10 protein-coding genes are annotated in these 15,975 nt (G+C 66.9%); 8 read left to right on the top strand and 2 right to left on the bottom strand.

What is annotated here, in order from left to right; translation table 11 throughout:
- The gene (locus QX073_RS25155) at positions 1-3,069 is read right to left on the bottom strand and encodes an ATP-binding protein (RefSeq protein ID WP_316226556.1); all 3,069 of its coding nucleotides are present in this window, start codon (positions 3,067-3,069) and stop codon (positions 1-3) included.
- A 1,061-nt stretch (positions 3,070-4,130) separates the two neighbouring features.
- Entirely contained in the window at positions 4,131-5,225 is a 1,095-nt protein-coding gene (locus tag QX073_RS25150; protein ID WP_316226555.1) for a helix-turn-helix domain-containing protein, read from the bottom strand.
- Between the two features lie 17 nt (positions 5,226-5,242).
- On the opposite strand from QX073_RS25150, the gene QX073_RS25145 reads away from it, so the two are divergent.
- The 8 genes from QX073_RS25145 to QX073_RS25110 all read left to right on the top strand — a co-directional run bounded on the left by QX073_RS25145 (position 5,243) and on the right by QX073_RS25110 (position 15,958).
- On the top strand, positions 5,243-6,457 hold the full coding sequence (locus QX073_RS25145; RefSeq protein ID WP_316202734.1) for an amino acid ABC transporter substrate-binding protein: 1,215 nt from the start codon (positions 5,243-5,245) through the stop codon (positions 6,455-6,457).
- Positions 6,458-6,534: 77 nt separating this feature from the next.
- Entirely contained in the window at positions 6,535-7,410 is an 876-nt protein-coding gene (locus tag QX073_RS25140; RefSeq protein WP_315752511.1) for a branched-chain amino acid ABC transporter permease, read from the top strand.
- On the top strand, positions 7,407-9,074 hold the full coding sequence (locus QX073_RS25135) for a branched-chain amino acid ABC transporter ATP-binding protein/permease (protein WP_316226554.1): 1,668 nt from the start codon (positions 7,407-7,409) through the stop codon (positions 9,072-9,074). Before QX073_RS25140 ends, QX073_RS25135 begins: the two co-directional genes overlap by 4 nt.
- Complete coding sequence (locus QX073_RS25130; RefSeq protein WP_315717418.1) at positions 9,067-9,816, top strand: ABC transporter ATP-binding protein; 750 nt, start codon at positions 9,067-9,069, stop codon at positions 9,814-9,816. The genes QX073_RS25135 and QX073_RS25130 overlap by 8 nt, the downstream gene beginning before the upstream one ends.
- 9 nt (positions 9,817-9,825) lie before the next feature.
- Entirely contained in the window at positions 9,826-11,277 is a 1,452-nt protein-coding gene (locus QX073_RS25125) for an aldehyde dehydrogenase (protein ID WP_315827771.1), read from the top strand.
- 340 nt (positions 11,278-11,617) lie between these two features.
- Positions 11,618-12,748, top strand: coding sequence for a PepSY-associated TM helix domain-containing protein (locus QX073_RS25120; RefSeq protein ID WP_316195268.1), 1,131 nt, complete (start codon positions 11,618-11,620; stop codon positions 12,746-12,748).
- A complete protein-coding gene (locus QX073_RS25115; protein ID WP_316202738.1) occupies positions 12,745-13,014 on the top strand; it encodes a hypothetical protein in 270 nt (89 codons plus the stop codon). Before QX073_RS25120 ends, QX073_RS25115 begins: the two co-directional genes overlap by 4 nt.
- A gap of 664 nt (positions 13,015-13,678) precedes the next feature.
- Positions 13,679-15,958 carry a TonB-dependent receptor gene (locus tag QX073_RS25110; RefSeq protein ID WP_315717421.1) on the top strand — a complete coding sequence of 760 codons (2,280 nt, stop codon included), beginning with the start codon at positions 13,679-13,681 and terminating at the stop codon, positions 15,956-15,958.
- Positions 15,959-15,975 lie beyond the last annotated feature (17 nt).

Below are 15,975 nucleotides of genomic sequence, written 5' to 3'. Positions count from 1 at the left end.
TCACGCCGATTGTCGCCTCGGCGCGTCATCGTCGATGGCGGCGAGCCGCGCCGCCGCCCGGCGCAGGAACGCCGACGCGCCCTGCGCCTCGGCGACCGCGACGGCCTCGCGTAGCGCGGCCGTCACCTGGCCGGGTGCGGTGTCGGGGAGGGCGGCCAGGATCTCGGCGCGCCGCCGATGCAGCGGCGACAGGAAATAGCCGTCGCCATAGCGCCGCGCGGCGTCGATCGCCGCGTCGATCGTCTGCATCGCCTCGGCCGTCTTGCCGACGATCAGTTGCAGACCGGCGACCTCGCCGAGATAGAAGCAGGAGAAATGCATCATGCCGAGCGTCTGGAACGCCGGCAACGCCTCAGATGCCGCCGCCAGCGCCTCGTCTGGAGTCCTGCCGAGATGGCCGCGGGCATGCGCCTGCAGGCTGCCCGCCACCAGCTGATAGAGCGGATAGCCATGGTCACGGCAGATGCGCAGGGCCTCCTCGGTGGCGAGGAGGACATCCTCGTAGTCGCCGCGTGCGAGCTGATAGAAGGCGAGCCACGACAGCGCCCAGGCGAGGTCGAACGGACGTCCGAGCCGGCGCGCATGCGCGATGAGATCGCTGGCGACGGCGGCCGCGCCGGCATCGTCGCCCATCGCATGCAGCACCTGCAGCAGCGAGGCCTGGCCGGCGACCAGCGGATCCTGGGAGGACAGTTGCGGTAGCCGCGCGCCGTCCGACGCCTGATAGAGCTGCACCGCGGCGGCCAGCAGCCGGCGCGCGGCGGGGAGGTCGCCTCTGGCGAAGAGAATGTAGCCCAACGCAACGCCGCTCTCGATGCGATGCTCGGGAAGGCCGGTCTGCTCGCCGATTCCCAGGCAAAGATGCGCCATCTCCTCGGCACCATCGAGATCGCCCGCGATGATCAGGAAACTGCAGATGCCGCGCAGCACGGCGAACAGGCCGGCGGTGTTGCCGAGTGCGTCGCAAATCGCCCGTGCCTCGGACAGCGCCTTGCCGACCTCGGGCACGGTGTAGCCGCGCGAGGCAGCGAGGCTGACGGCAAGCCCGATCAGGAGCTCGAGCTCCAAGTCGGCGCGCTCGCCGTCGGCGGATTGATGACGCAGCAGGTCGAGCGCCGTCTGCAGATGTCGCGCCGCTTCGACATGCGCGGCGCGCGAGGCGGCGCGCCGGCCCGCGTCCGCCCATAGCGGGATGGCTTCGGCGATCGCGCCACTCTCGGTGAAATGGTAGGCCAGCAACTCCGGCTCGGTGTCCCGCGTCTCGGGAAAGCGATCGCGCAGCACCGCGGCGATCCTGCCGTGCAATGTCTGGCGTTCGCGCCGGAGCAGGGACTCGTAGGCGGCGTCGCGGATCAACGCGTGCTTGAACGTGTAGAGGCTGTCGGGCGGTGCGCCGCTGCTCTCCACGAGGCCGGACTTGACGAGCTGATCCAGGCTCTCGCCGAGCCTGGCTTCGGGCTCCGCCACGATGGCCGACAACAGATCGTAGCTGAAGCGGCGGCCGATGGCGGCACCGAGATTGGCAATCCGGCGCGCCGGCCCCAATCGGTCGAGCCGCGCAACCAGGGAGTCCTGCAGCGAGGCGGGAATGGCCACGCTCGCATGGCCGTCCCGTGCGGGCGCCGCGGAGGCTTCGACGACGTACTTCGCCAGCTCTTCCAGGAACAGCGGAATGCCTTCGCCACGGCTGACGATCTGGCGTAGCGTCGCTGCGGGCAGCGCGGCCGAAGCGGCCACATGGGTGCAGATCCGCTCGGCGTCGCCGTGACTCAATCGCCCGAGCGGGAGCCGCGTGACTTTCGGGCTCGCGGCCCAGGGCGGCTCATATTCGAGCCGGGCCGTGACCACGATCAGCCAGCGGCGTTGTGCGGCGCGCTGGATCGCCCGATCGAGCAGTTCGAGCGTGGTCGTGTCGCTCCAATGCGCGTCTTCCAGCACCAGCAGCGCGGGCCCGGTCGGCACCATCATGTCGATCAGCCGGAGCAGCGTCTCCCGAGTGACCTCCGAGCGCTTCTCGACGGTCATCGTCTGCAGCGGATTGTCCGGTTCGGGCGCGACGCCAAGGACGTCGGCGAGCACGGCGCGCGCGGTGGTGTCGGTGAGGCCGTGCGCGTTCATGAAGCGATCGAGCTTGTCGCGACGCGTCGCTGCGCCGTCGGTGCGGTCGAAGCCGGCGATGAGCGCGAGCTGTTCCGAGATCGGATACAGCACGCTGTCACAACGGGTGGGGCTGCAGTGCCAGATCATCTGCAGCTGGGAGACGTCGGCCACGCGCCGCCGCAGCTCCTCGACCAGCCGCGACTTGCCGATGCCCGGCTCGCCATGGAGCAGCACCACCTGTCCGCTGCCGAACCGCGCCGCCGCCCAGCAATCGAACAGACGCGCCAGCTCCTGGTCGCGCCCGACCAGGGGGGAGCTTTCGCCGCGAATGCGGGCGTGGAAACGGCTCGCGACGGCGGCCTCTTCCAGCACCTCGAACGCCTCGACCGGTGCGGCGAATCCCTTCAGCGCGAACGTGCCGAGATCGCGGAAGTCGAACATGCCGCGCGCGATGCGCTCGGTCGTCCGGGCCACGACGATGCTGTCGGGGGCGGCGATCGATTGCAGCCGCGCCGCGAGATTCGGCGTCTCGCCGACGATGTCGACCGGGCGGCCGTCGGCGCGGGGCATGAGGTCGCTGACCACGACGAGGCCGGTGGCAATGCCGATGCGCAGACGCAGTGGCTGGCCTTGCGGGGCATCGAGCCGGCCGACGGCGTCGCGCAGCGCGATGGCGGCGCGGATCGCGGTGGCCGCATCGTCTTCCCCCGCACGCGGATAGCCGAAATAAGCGAGCACGCCGTCGCCGGCATATTGCGTGATGGCGCCGCCATGGCGGCCGATGACGTTTTCGCAGGTCGTCAGGAAGGCGTCGATGACGCTGGTCATATCTTCCGGATCGAGCCTGACGGTGAGCGAGACGGAGCCGACGAGATCGCAGATCAGCGCCGTCACCTGCCGCCGCTCGGCGCGATGCATGCCAAGCAGGCGCGAACTCGTCGTCGTATCGGATGACGGTTGTCGCAACACCCCGCCACACCCGCCGCAGACATCCGAGCCCGGTGGATTGGGCCGGCCACAGGTTTCACAATCCATCTGCGTTCGGGCTCCCGGACACGGCTACGGAATGCGAATGAGCGCGAAGCGCGGAGCTGGCGATGCGGGCGCGATCGCGGCGCCCGTATCGACCGACGTCGCGCGCCGAGCGCGAAGCATCGGTTTGCGGTACTGGCATTTCGCGTGCGACCAGGACCGGCTGATCATACTCAACTCATAGCGCATTCGTGGCAGGGTAGCAACGGTGCCGCCATACTCGCGATGGCTCCGGGGAGCGGGGACGATATCGGACGGCTCCCCCGGGTGTCCTCGATGCTGGCGGGACCGTTCAAGCCTGCGACGATTTGACATCAATGTGAAACATCAGGTTGCCTCCCCTGCGGACAGGCGCGCGTGATCGCGCCATCCCGCGGCGAGCGACCCGTCCGGGTGATGCATCGTGAAGCCCTCGCGAAGCGTGAGGGCGCAGGGAGAGCCGGACCTCGACTGAGGCCCGTGGCCCGCCTGCGAAAAAAATGCAGGCGGCAGGTACCACAGGTCAGCCGGAAACCCGGCCCTCCCTGCGCGATGGCTGAACGGCTGCTTCGCGTTCTCCCTGGTGCGCCGGGCTTTCTGGCCACCATCCCCACGCGAAGCGAAGCCTCAACGTGAGTTGATATCAGCATCGGGATATCAGGACCGCGCGACTTGACCGTGCGTGGCGAATTGTTCGTCGGCGCGAGCAACCCGCGCTGCAATCCACCACGCCCACCGCTCCCCGCCTCGCGTCTCGTGACGACCGCGATACGCCCCTCATCTCGAGACGGGATGTGGGAATAGAACCATGATTTCCGAAAAAACGAAAGAGAAATATTTTCGGCGCGGGGACTGGACAGGCCAAATCAGCTTGATCGCGCAGCGGAAATCAGTTTCCCGGCGCATTGAGCATCCAGGGTTGCGCCGCCCGTGCGAACTCGGGATTTGCTGGTCCGACGCTGACACGTCGTCCTGGACTGACAAAGAGGACGACCGAGGCATTTGGCTGCGCCGCGCCGTCACGGCCAGTCGGCGAAGTTGAGCATGGTCCGTGACTGGCCTTTGGTCCGCTGCGACGAAACACCCTTGCGCCAGGCGCCCGGTGATTGACCGGTGTGCCTGACGAAGAAGCGGTTGAAATAGGCGCTGTCCTTGAAGCCGAGCGCGAAGGCGATCTGCTTGATCGTCGCGGTGGTGGTTTCGAGCCGGGTCGCCGCCTCCTGAATGACGCGCTGCTGAATCAGCGCGCTCGGTGACCGCTGCAGCACCCGGGTGCACAGCGCGTGCAGGCGATCCGGCGTGACGCCGAGCAGCGCAGCGTAGTCGGCGACCCGCAACTGCTGATGAAAGCGTTCCTCGACGAGCCGGCGAAAGCGGCTCAGGATCTCGGCGCTGGAGCCTTGTGCCTCGCCGGCGCTCTCGTCGGCAAACAGCCGCCAGAAGCGCAGCACGCACAGGGTCAGCTCCGATGACATGATCGAGGCCGCGCCGCGCCGTGAGGGATTTTCGATCTCGGCTGCAATCGCCGCCATCGAGCGCCCTATGACCGCGGCGAACTCAGCCGTGACGGAGAAGGCCAGGACGGCCTCGGTGCCTGCGAGGTCGAGATAGGCGGGCTCGGCCGAGGAGGGCAGGTGACGGTGCCAGAGCCCGGAGCGCAGCCGCAGGAGATGCCCGGCGGAACCTGCCGCGACGTCGAGATGCTCGGCCCCTCCCGCCGGTACCCAGACCAGCGCCGCACCGGCCCAGATCTGGATTTCGTCTTCGGCGAAGCGCACCGAGGCCGTTCCGGCGGTCAGGCAGAGCAGGTGGACGAACGGCCGCGCGGCATCCGAGCGCAGGGCCCAGCGCCGTGCCTCGAAATGCGAGGGGATGGCTTCGGCCCCGAGCGCTGCCGGGGTGCCACGGGCCGCCGGCGGCAGCGTCCGAGGCGCGGCATTACGCGCGGTCGTCACCCCAGAAAAGTGCACTCTTTTACCGGAACTGTCCATTGCGCCACCCAAGCCTGCGGTGTTTCCCTCGTCAAGTCCCGACGACCGCAAACAAAAACCGCGGACGACGCCGGGGCAGAGGAACGTCACCGATTCACCCGCGCGGTCCGCGCGCGTGAACATGGGAGGAGGACAGAGAGATGACTTCGACCAACCGTCGTCAGGTGTTGCGGATCGCGGGGGCGGCGATCGCAGCCGGCTTTGCCGTATCGGCCGCCCAGGCCCAGCAGGACAAGATCCGCATCGGTTATGCGATCTCGAAGACCGGCCCCTATGCCGGCGGCGCCGGCATCACCACGCTGCCCAACTATCAGCTCTGGGTGAAGGACGTGAACGCGGCCGGCGGCATCAAGCTCGGCGACAAGCGGCTGCCGATCGAGATCGTCGAATATGACGACCGCAGCTCGTCCGAAGAGGCGGTGAAGGCGATCGAGCGCCTCGCCAACCAGGACAAGGTCGACTTCATCCTGCCGCCCTGGGGCACCGGTCTCAACCTTGCGGTCGGTCCGACCTTGAACCGGCTCGGCTATCCGCATCTCGCTGTGACGTCGGTGACCGACAAGGCGCCAGAGCTCGCCAAGCGCTGGGCCAATGCCACCTTCTGGCTCGGCACGTCGGCGCAGATCTCCAATGGGCTCGCCGAACTGCTCGGCAAGCTGAAGAGCGAGGGCAAGATCGGCGGCACCGTCGCGATGGTCAGCGTGGCCGACCAGTTCGGCATCGAGCTGGCCGCCGCCGGGCGCGAGGCCTTCAAGAAGGCCGGACTGACCGTCGCCTACGACAAGACCTATCCGATGGGCTCGCAGGACCTGCAGCCGCTGCTCAAGGATGCGATCGCGAGCAAAGCCGATGCCTTCGTCGCCTTCAGCTATCCGCCGGATACGATCGGGCTGACCGAGCAGGCGCAACTGCTCAAGTACAATCCGAAGGTCTTCTATGTCGGCGTCGGCACGGCGTTCCCGCTGTTCAAGGGCAAGTTCGGCGCAGGCAGCGACGGCGTGATGGGCATCGGCGGCTGGAACGCCGACTCCCCCGCGCTCAAGGACTATCTCGCCCGCCACAAGGCGGCGACCGGGCAGGAGCCGGATCGCTGGGCGAGCCCGATCACCTATACCAGCCTGCAGGTGCTGCAGCAGGCGATCGAGAAGGTCGGCAAGGTCGACCGTGCCGCGGTCGCCAAGGAGATCCGCGAGGGCTCTTTCGACACCATCATCGGCAAGGTGAAGCTGAAGGACGGCCTGCTGCAGGAGGTCTGGAGCGTCGGCCAGTGGCAGAACGGCGAGTTCTACGCCGTGGCGCCGGCCTCGCTGCCCGGCGCACGCGCCGCGGTCGTGCCGAAGCCCGAGTGGAAATAGCCGGAACGAGGTCGTGAGCTTGCGGACGCGCGTCAAGGCGCGCGCGTCCGCGGGCCTCGCGCAAGAGGCACCATCCCATGCTGCTGTTCGACATCCTGCTGCCCGGTCTGGTGCTGGGGGGCATGTATGCCCTGATCGCGCTCGGCCTGACGCTGCAATATGGCGTGGCGCGCATCATGAACCTGTCCTATGGCGAGTCGCTGGTCGCGGCCGCGTTCGGCACGCTGTCGCTCTATTCCGGGCTGCAACTGAGTCCGCTGCTGGCGCTGCTGCTCGCGATGCCCGCCGCGGGACTGCTGAACTGGCTGCTCTACAGGCTGTTGCTGCAGCGCCTGATCCGCCGCGGCAAGGACGCCGGCGCCCAGGAGGTCGACAGCATCCTCGTCACCTTCGGCGTGCTGTTCGTGATCCAGGGCATCATGCTGGTCGCTTTCGGCGGGCAGTATTACAGCTACAGCTATCTCTCCATTCCCGTGACAGTGCTCGGCTCGACGCTCGCGGTGAACCGGCTGGTCGCGCTTGGTTTCGCCGCACTGATCGGCACCGGCGTCTATCTCGCGCTGACGCGGACAAGGATCGGCACGGCCGTGCGCGCCGTCGCGGTCGATGCCAATGCCGCGCGGCTGGTCGGCATTGATGTCGCTTGGCTCGCAGGACTGGCGTTTGCGTTCGGTGGTGGACTGGTCGCGGCCGGCGGCGTGCTGGTCAGCATGTTCCTCACCTTCAACGCCTCGATGGGCGTCGTATTCACGATGAAGGCGCTGGTGGTCGTGATCATGGGCGGCGTCGGCAACGTCATGGGCGCGCTGGCCGCAGGGCTGCTGCTCGGCGTCGTCGAGACCGCGGTGGCGCGGCTGGTCGATCCCGGGCTGACCTTGGCCGCGACGTTTGCGATGTTTCTCGCCGTGCTGCTGATCCGGCCGACCGGACTGTTCGGAAAGGCGGCGTCGTGATCAGCCCCGGCAAGATTCTGGCCTGGTGCATCGGGCTCGTCGGCGTTGCCGCGGCGGTCACGCTGCCGCTCTATGCCAACGGCTACTATCTCGCGCTCGGCATCAGCATTCTCTATTTCACCGTGCTGGCAACCGCCTGGGCCATGTTCTCCGGGCCGACCCGCTACGTCTCGCTGGCGACGGCTGCGTTCTTCGGCATCGGCGCCTATACGGCGGCGGTGACCGGCGAGACGCTGAGCTGGCCGCTGCAACTGATGACCGCCGCGGGTGTCGGCGCTGTCGTCGCGGCCATCACCGGCCTGTCGACGCTGCGGCTGTCCGGCATCTACTTCATCATCTTCTCGTTCGGCCTGGCCGAGCTGATCCGCCAGCTCGTGATCTGGTACGAGGTCAACATCCACAAATCGGTCGGCCGCTATCTGTTCAGCGACATCACCCAGGAGATGCTATACTGGCAACTCTGCGCGCTGACGGCGCTGGTCTTCCTCGCCGGCTTTCTGCTGACGCGCTCGCGCTATGGCCTCGCGCTGCGCGCGATCGGCGCCGACGAGACCGCCGCGCGCCATTCCGGCATCGATGCGACCGCGGTGAAGCTCGGGGTCTTCATCCTCAGCGCGGTGTTCATGTCGGTGACCGGCGCGATCATGGCGCCGCGCTGGACCTATATCGATCCGGCGATCGCGTTCAACCCGATGATCTCGTTCCAGGTCGTGATCATGGCGCTGCTCGGCGGTGCCGGCTCGCTGATCGGCCCGGTGCTCGGCGTCATCCCGCTTGTGCTGCTGTTCGAGGTGCTGACAGCCGCGCTGCCCAACCATTTCAGCATCGTGCTCGGCCTCATCTTCATCGGCATCGTGATGGTGCTCCCGAGGGGCGTGATCGGGTTGGTCGATCGGGTCGGGCGGCGCGAGTCCAAGGTGGTCGGCGCCAAACCGGAGCAGGGCGGAACCCTGCTCACGGCCGAGACTGTCGGCAAATCCTTCGGCGGCCTGCGCGCCGTCGACAAGGTCAGCCTGGACGTCCGCGCCGGCGAGATCCTCGGCGTCATCGGCCCCAACGGCTCGGGCAAGACGACGCTGCTCAACATGCTCTCGGGCGCGCTCGTGCCCTCGGCCGGCACGATCCGCTTCGGCGACACCGTCATCAGCGGCCTCGCGGCGCACCGGATCGCCCGGCTCGGGCTTGCCCGCACCTTCCAGTTGGTGCGGGTGATGCCGGACCTGACGGTCGCCGAGAATGTCGCGGCGGCGGCGTTGTTCCGCATGCGCCAGACCGGTGCGGCCGCAGAATCGATCCATGAGCTGCTCGCCCTGGTCGGCCTCGATGGCATGGCGGAGATGCCGGCGGGCGATCTCACTTACATCGACCAGAAGCGGCTGGAGCTCGCCCGCGCGCTGGCGCTGCATCCGCGTCTTGTGCTGCTCGACGAATGGCTGGCTGGGCTCAATCCGACCGAGCTGGAGACCGGCATCAGGCTGATCGCCTCGCTGCGCGACCGCGGCATCACCATCGTGATGGTCGAGCATGTGATGGATGCGATCCGCGCGCTGTGCGACCGCTGCGTGGTCATGAGCGCGGGCGTCGTGATCGCGCGCGGCACGCCGGACGAGGTGCTCGCCGATCCCGCGGTGATCACAGCCTATCTCGGAGAGCCCGATGCTTGAGATCAAGCGGCTGTCGCACGCCTATGGCAAGCACCAGGCGCTCACCGATGTCGCGCTCGAGGTCGCGCGCGGCGAAATCGTCGCCATCCTCGGTGCCAATGGCGCCGGCAAGTCGACGTTGCTGAAGGCGATCGCGGGACTGATCCAGCCGTCGCCCGGAGCCGTGATCCGGCTCGGCGGGACGGACATCGGCTCGCTCGCGCCGCATCTGATCGTCGAGCGCGGCATCGCGCTGGTGCCGGAAGGCCGCGGCGTGTTCGGCGATCTCACCGTCGCCGAGAACCTCCAGCTCGGCGCTTATCCTTCGCGCGCCCGCGACGGCGAGGCCGCGCGGCTGGCGCACGTGCTCGCGCTGTTTCCGCGCCTCACCGAGCGCATGGGGCAGGCGGTGCGCACCATGAGCGGCGGCGAGCAGCAGATGGTCGCGATCGGCCGCGCGCTGATGTCGCGGCCCGACCTGCTGCTGCTCGACGAGCCGTCGCTCGGCCTGTCGCCGCTCTTGAGCCGCGAGGTGTTCCGGGCGCTGAGAACGATCCGCGGCGACGGCGTCGGCATCCTGATGGTCGAGCAGAACGCCCGCGCCAGCCTCGACATCGCCGACCGCGTCTACCTGATCGAGCAGGGACGCAATGCCGGCGAGGGGCCGGCGCCCGAGATGAAGAACAATCCCGACATCCAGCGCGCCTATCTCGGCCAGTCGCGCGCGCCGGCTTCCGCAACCGCAACAACCCCATCGACCTAGGAGCGCCCCATGAACGCGATCAATCTCCTGATTGGCGGCAAGGACCAGTCCGCCACCAATCAGCGCACCTTCCAGCGGCTCAATCCGATCAGCGGCGAGATCGCAACCATCGTTGCGGCGGCGTCGATCGATGACGCGCTGCGCGCCGCCGATGCCGCCGCGGCGGCGTTTCCGGCGTGGTCCCGGCTCGGCCCGGGCGAGCGCCGCAAGCGGCTCAATGCGGCTGCGGATGCGCTGGCGCGCAACGCCCCGGAGTTCATCGCGCTGATGATGGCCGAGACCGGCGCCACGGCGGGCTGGGCCGGCTTCAACGTGCATCTCGCCGAGGGCATGCTGCGCGAGGCCGCGGCGATGACGACGCAGATCGCGGGCGAGGTGATCCCGACCGACGTGCCCGACAACATTGCGCTGGCGCATCGCCAGCCGGTCGGCGTCGTGCTCGGCATCGCGCCGTGGAATGCGCCGGTCATCCTCGGTGTCCGCTCGGTGGCGATGCCGCTCGCCTGCGGCAACACCGTGGTGCTGAAGGCCTCGGAGATGAGCCCGGGCGTGCACCGGCTGATCGGCGCGTGCCTGGCCGAAGGCGGTCTCGGCGACGGCGTCGTCAACGTCGTGACCAACGCGCCCGAGGATGCGCAGGCCGTGGTCGAGGCGCTGATCGCCCATCCCGCGATCCGGCGCGTCAACTTCACCGGCTCGACCCGCGTCGGCCGTCTCATCGCCATGGCCTGTGCCAGGCAATTGAAGCGCGCGCTGCTCGAGCTCGGCGGCAAGGCGCCGCTGGTCGTTCTCGACGATGCCGACCTCGACGCCGCGGTGAATGCCGCCGCGTTCGGCGCCTTCATGAACCAGGGCCAGATCTGCATGTCGACCGAGCGCATCGTGGTCGACGACAGGGTGGCGGATGAATTCGTCGCAAAGTTCGCGGCCAAGGCCAACAGCCTGCCTTACGGAGATCCGCGCAAGGGCGATGTGGTGCTGGGCTCGCTGGTCAGCGCCGCCGCCTGCGACCGTGTCGGCGGCCTGATCGAGGACGCGGTGGCCAAGGGTGCCGTGTTGGCCGCCGGCGGCCGCGGCAGCGGCACGATCATGCCCGCGACCATCGTCGATCACGTCACGCCGGCGATGCGCATCTATGGCGAGGAGAGCTTCGGTCCCGTCGTCACCATCGTGCGCGTCAGCGGCGTCGACGAAGCCGTGCGCGTCGCCAACGACACCGAATATGGCCTGTCGTCGGCGGTGTTCGGCCGCGACATCGCCCGCGCGCTCGCTGTCGCCAAGCGAATCGAGTCCGGCATCTGCCACGTCAACGCGCCGACGGTGCATGATGAGCCGCAGATGCCGTTCGGCGGCGTCAAGGCCTCGGGCTATGGCCGCTTCGGCGGCAAGGCCGCGATCGACGAGTTCACCGAGCTGCGCTGGATCACGGTGCAGACCGGCGAACGGCACTATCCATTCTGAGACGGCGTTTGCGGCCCGGCCCCTGGCGCATCGTCGGATGCAGCCAGAGCCGGTCGTATTCCGCGCGGCCACGCGGAAGCGATTCCATATGTATCCGGGCATCGCGCAAGGGCGACTTCGGCGCGCGCCCTCACGGCGGCGACACGCGCCGTCCGTGAGCACCGACGGTGCGAGGTGCGATCGAAATTCACGTTGCAGCTCCGCTGGTTGCGGCGGACAGGCGCGCTACCTTAAAGAAATTCCAACGGCTTTAGACCGATTCAGTTTGCTGCGGCCCTTCTCTTGCCGGACGTTCGGCTCATCACGTGCAACGTCGATGACGAAGGGTGGGTTCGGGCGCATGCGGCTGTGGGTTCAGGTTCACACGTGGACGTCGCTGATCAGCATGATCTTTCTGCTGATGCTGTGCCTGACCGGGCTTCCGCTGATCTTCCATGAGGAGATCGATCATCTCTTCGAGGATGAGATCGCTGCGCCGGCGATGCCGGCCGACACGCCGCTGTTGCCGCTCGACCGCCTGATCGCGGCGGCCAAGCAGCAGTTGCCGGAGCAGCATGCGCTGTTCGTGAGCCTGAAGCAGGCGGAGCCGCTGATCGTGGTCGCGATGTCGCCGACCGCCATTCCGGTGCCTGGGCAGTTTCATCGGCTCACCGTGGATGCGCGCACCGGCGTCGTTCTCGGCGAGGAAGCGCCGCATCAGGACGTCATGGACGTGATCCTGCGCATCCACCGCGACATGTTCACCGGCCTGCCGGGCGAGCTCTTTCTCGGACTGATGGGACTGGTGTTCTCAGCGTCCATCGTCTCGGGCGTCGTCGTATACTGGCCGTTCATGCGTCGCCTGCAGTTCGGCACGGTGCGGGATCGCTCGGCGCGGCTCAAATGGCTCGACCTGCACAATCTGCTCGGTATCGTCACGGTGAGCTGGGCGCTCGCGGTCGGCTTGACCGGCACCATCAACACGCTGGCGGTGCCGCTGTTCGACCTCTGGCGCGCGAAGACCATGCCGGCACTGCTCGCGCCCTATCAGGGCAAGCCGCTGGCGGAAGCGAAATCGGTCGAGGCCGCCGTTGGCGCCGTCCGCACCGCGTTTCCGGACCGGCTGGTGACGTCCATCACCTTGCCGACGACGACGCGGTTCGGCAGCCCGCAGCATCTGATGATCTGGACCAAGGGCCGCACGCCGTTTACTGCGCGCATGTTCAAGCCGGTCCTGGTCGATGCCCAGGACAGCAGCAAGATGGTCGCGCCCGAGCTCGCCTGGTATCTCACCGCGTTGCAGGTATCGCGGCCGCTGCATTTCGGTGACTACGGCGGGTTGCCGCTGAAGATCATCTGGGCCGTTCTCGATCTCATCACGATCGTCGTGCTGTGCAGCGGACTCTATCTGTGGGCCGCCAAGCGGCGGGGCTTCCGCAGGAAGGTGTCCGGCGTCGTGACATCGGCAGCGCCTGCGGTGGTGTCGCCATGAGCTCCTCCGCGGCATCGGCGAGGCCATCTGCCCGCGCCGCGCAACTCTCGACCTGGCAGGTGTTTCGTGCGCCGCTGCTGATCGGTCTGGTTGCCGCAGCCGGGCTCGCCTTCGGACTGTTCGGCGACGGGCTCTGGGACGCGCTGTGCTGGCTCGGACTGTCGATTCCGATTCTGCTGTCGCTCGCCTACGGCACGAGACGGAGCCGCGGCGCGAAGGCCGAAGCGCAAGGCGCTCGGGCCGGGACGCAGGATAGGCCGCTCTGAGCGCTGACGTCCGCCGCCGGTCGGCGGAAGATAGCCCGCATCATTGATCTCGATCCGCGCTGCTGGACTACGCGCTCGGCCAGCCAACGATCCCACGCATCTCTTGTCTTACGTGTCTTCTCTCGCGCGACGCGTCATCGCGATGGCAGCACGCTGCGTCGGCTGCGCGCGATCGATCTCGCGCAGCGAGCGCCGACGCGAGCGGCGTCGCTCCGGCCTGGAAACAAGCAGATACAAATGTCTCGATGCCTTCTCCGATCTGCGCGTGGCGCGGCGGAGATGTGGCGCATTTGAAAGCAAAGATTGATTCAAAAGTGGCAATGTGATTAGTTATCATCGTACGATTGATCGAAATTATTTCGATGAGTTCGAGACGATCGGTGTCGTGAGTTGTATCAGCCGACGCGATCGCATCGCTCTTCCCCGCGACATGCGCTTCTTTTGAAGGCTTCAAAGAAGCGGAGGGAGAAGAATCTCGTAGTAGCGACAACCTATTGAGCTGATCGATTCGGCGAAGCTGTCGCTCGTTAGACGAGTTCTACGTCGCGCGACGCCATCCTCAAATACCTGTGTGTTAGGACCACCGACGAGCCGAGTTGGAACTTGGAATGATCGGGGTGTCAGGATGGTCTGTCGCATTTGGGATAAAGACATTGGATTGACGATGTCGTTGGGACTTGTGAGCTCATTGGCGCTCACGCTGAATGTCGGAGGCGTTCAATCGGCGTTTGCGCAGACCAAGCTCCCCGATGTGACCGTCGACGCGCCGAAGCCGAAAGTCCGGCAGACCGCCTCGAGACCGCAGACGACCGCGACGCGGACCGCTCAGCAGCGCCGCGTCGCTCCGCGCAACCTGCCGCCGACCGCCCCGGTGGCCTATGTGACGCCGTCGACAGGAACGGTCGGCGCGCCGCCGTCGCCCTATGCCGGCGGCCAGGTCGCGAGCGGCGGCGGCCTCGGGCTGCTGGGCAACCGCGGCGTCATGAACACGCCCTTCAACCAGACGAGCTTCACCTCGCAGTTGATCCAGAACCAGCAGGCGCGCACGATCCGCGACGTGCTGATCAATGATCCCTCGGTGCGAACGATCCAAGCCGCCGGCGGCGGCGCCGACAGCCTGTTCATCCGCGGCTTCTACTACGACAGCGGCGACTACGCGCTGAATGGCCTCGCCGGCATCGCGCCGTATTATTCGACGGGCGCCAACTTCATCGAACGGGTCGAATTGCTGAAGGGGCCGGCGGCTCTGCTCAACGGCATGACGGTCGGCGGCACTGGCGCCTCAAGCGGCGGCGCGGTCGGCGGTAGCGTCAATCTCGTCACCAAGCACGCGCTCGACACCGACATCACGCAGCTAACGGCGACCTATGCGTCCAAGACGCAATTCGGCGAGCAGATCGACGTCGGCCGCCGCTATGGCGAGCACAAGGAGTGGGGCGTACGGCTGAACAGCAAGTATTCGAACGGCGATACCCCCTGGAACCGGCAGACCGACGAGTTCGGCAACGCCCACCTCGCCGTCGACTATCATGGCGAGAATGTCCGAATCGATGCCGATGTCGGCTATCAGGCGGACAAGCTGAATCCGCCGCTGCGATTCTTCGGCGTGGGTACTGCTGTCACCAGCATTCCGTCGCCACCGTCGTCCGGCACCAATTTCCAGGTGCCGTGGGCGTATTATGCGCCGACCGATTTCTTCTCGACGGTGAAAGGCGAAGTCGATCTCAACGATCGTATCACCGCCTATGCCGGATTCGGCTATCACGACAGCAACATCAACTACCGTTATCCGTCGCCGGTCCTCTCGAGCAACGCTGGCCTGTTGTCCGGGACTCCTGGAACGGGAAGCGAGACGTACAAGACGTACGCCGGGGAGGCTGGCCTGCGCATGACCGCCGATACCGGCCCGATCAACCATGCCGTCAATGTCGGCTACTCCATCACCGACCGCACCTATACCCAGCAGGTGGTCTCCGGCAAGATGCCCAACTGGAGCCTTTACAGCGAGCCGACCAACATCGCGTTGCCAAGCTTTCCGACGCTCCAGGCCAATCAGACCGTCGGCGCAAATCTCTGGAGCATCGGCGTCTCCGACACGATGTCGCTGCTGAACAAGCGGATTCAACTGACCGTCGGTGTGCGCAGACAAACGGCGGGAACGGAAGTCACGAATCTCGTTACTCCAGCATCGAGCCGCCCGTTCGAGGACACCTCGGTGTGGACGCCAGCCTATGCGCTCGTGGTCAAGCCCGTCGAGTTTGTGTCGCTGTATGCCAACTACATCGAGGGCCTGCAGACCCCGACCGTCGTTGCCGCCGGCTATGCCAACAGCGGCACGGTCTTCCCGCCAGGGCAGACCAAGCAGGTCGAGACCGGCATCAAGGTCGACTTCGGCCGAATCACGACCACGGTCAGCGCATTCGATATCTCACGCCCGAGCGTGATTACCACGAGTTCAGGGGGAGTGCTGACTCAAGAGCTGAATGGCCGGCAGCGAAATACGGGCGCCGAGTTCAACGTATTCGGCGAGGTCACGCCGACGCTGCGGCTGTTGGGGGGCGTGGCGTATATTCACGGCGTGCAGGAGAAGACTTCGGGCGGCCTGACGGACGGCAAGCGGGCGATCGGCGTGCCCGAGCTCACCGTGAATCTCGGCGCCGAGTGGGATACACCGTTCGTGCGGGATCTGACGCTGACGGGGCGAGTCGTCTACACCGGTGCACAATATGTCGACGCGGCCAACAAACTCTCGCTGCCGGATTGGACACGCGTCGACCTGGGCGCCCGCTACACCTTCACCTCGCCCTGGAACGGCAAGCCGATCGTTCTGCGGGCGAGCGTCGAGAATGTATTCGACAAGGCGTATTGGGCGTCGGCCTATAGCGGTGTGATCACCCTGGGGGCGCCGCGCACCTATCTCGTTTCCACGACGTTCAATTTCTAGGACGTCGATACGCGTTG

The sequence above is a fragment of the Bradyrhizobium sp. SZCCHNS3052 genome, assembly GCF_032484495.1.
GTDB lineage: Bacteria > Pseudomonadota > Alphaproteobacteria > Rhizobiales > Xanthobacteraceae > Bradyrhizobium.
The sequence above is the reverse complement of the archived record's forward strand: the minus strand, read 5'-3'. Positions and strand labels throughout refer to the sequence as shown.